Raw genomic sequence first — 1,187 nt, 5'->3', positions numbered from 1 at the left:
CGGTGTGCCGTTGGCGTGGGTGCTGTCCGCGCGCACCACCGATGCCCTGCGCGCTCAGGCCGACCGGCTCGCCACCCACCTCGACGCGCAGACCCCCCCACCGGCGCAGCACGACCCCCTGCCCGCCCGGCTCGCCCACGCCCTCAGCACCACCCGCACCCACTTCCACCACCGCGCCGTCATCCTCGGCCACACCCGTCACGACCTCCACACCGGCCTCACCGCCCTGCACACCGACACCCCCCTCCACACCCCCGTCCCCGCCCTCATCCACACCACCACCCACGCCAACCCCACCCTCGCCTACCTCTACGCCGGCCAGGGCACCCAACGACCCGGCATGGGCGCCGATCTCCACCACCATCACCGCGCCTTCACCGACGCCCTCGACCACACCTGCGCCGAACTCGACAAACACCTCGCCGACAAGCATCTCCCCGACCAGCCACCCCACCCCCTGCGCGACCTCATCCTCGGCACCACCGACCATCCCGAAGCCCTCACCCAGACCCTCTACGCCCAACCCGCCCTCTTCGCCTTCCAGACCGCACTCACCCACCTGCTGGCCACCCACGACATCCACCCCCACCACCTCACCGGCCACTCCATCGGCGAAATCACCGCCGCCCACACCGCCGGCATCCTCAGCCTCACCGACGCCGCCATCCTCGTCACCACCCGCGCCTGGCTCATGCAGAACATCACCACCCCAGGCCTGATGATCAGCGTCAACGCTCCTCACCAGAGCATCCGCGACATCCTGCGCAACCACCCCGGCGTCGACATCGCCGCCCACAACAGCCCCACCCACACCGTCATCTCCGGCGACACCCAACCCACCCGGGACGCCGCCGACGAACTCACCGCCCACGGTCACCACACCCGCCCACTCCACACCAGCCACGCCTTCCACAGCCACCACCTCGACACCATCCTCGACCAGTTCCACCACACCACCAGCGCTCTCACCTACCACCCACCCCGCATCCCGATCACCCCCACCGCCGACCCCACCGCCACCCCCGACGACCTCCAGACCCCCCGCTACTGGACCCACCAGGCCCGCACCACCGTCCACTACCACCACGCCATCACCACCCTCCACCAGCACGGCACCACCACCTACCTCGAGATCGGACCCGACACCACCCTCACCACCCTCACCACCGAAACCCTCGAACAACTCG

1 protein-coding gene is annotated in these 1,187 nt (G+C 70.0%); it reads left to right on the top strand.

The genetic code is table 11. The features are described from left to right. The coding region (locus AC559T_RS13320) for an acyltransferase domain-containing protein (RefSeq protein WP_498868899.1) at positions 1 to 1,187 on the top strand (1,187 nt) is incomplete at both ends.

The sequence above is a fragment of the Frankia sp. Hr75.2 genome (assembly GCF_949319125.1).
Lineage (GTDB): Bacteria > Actinomycetota > Actinomycetes > Frankiales > Frankiaceae > Parafrankia > Parafrankia soli.
This window is presented reverse-complemented; position numbering and strand designations above follow the sequence as displayed.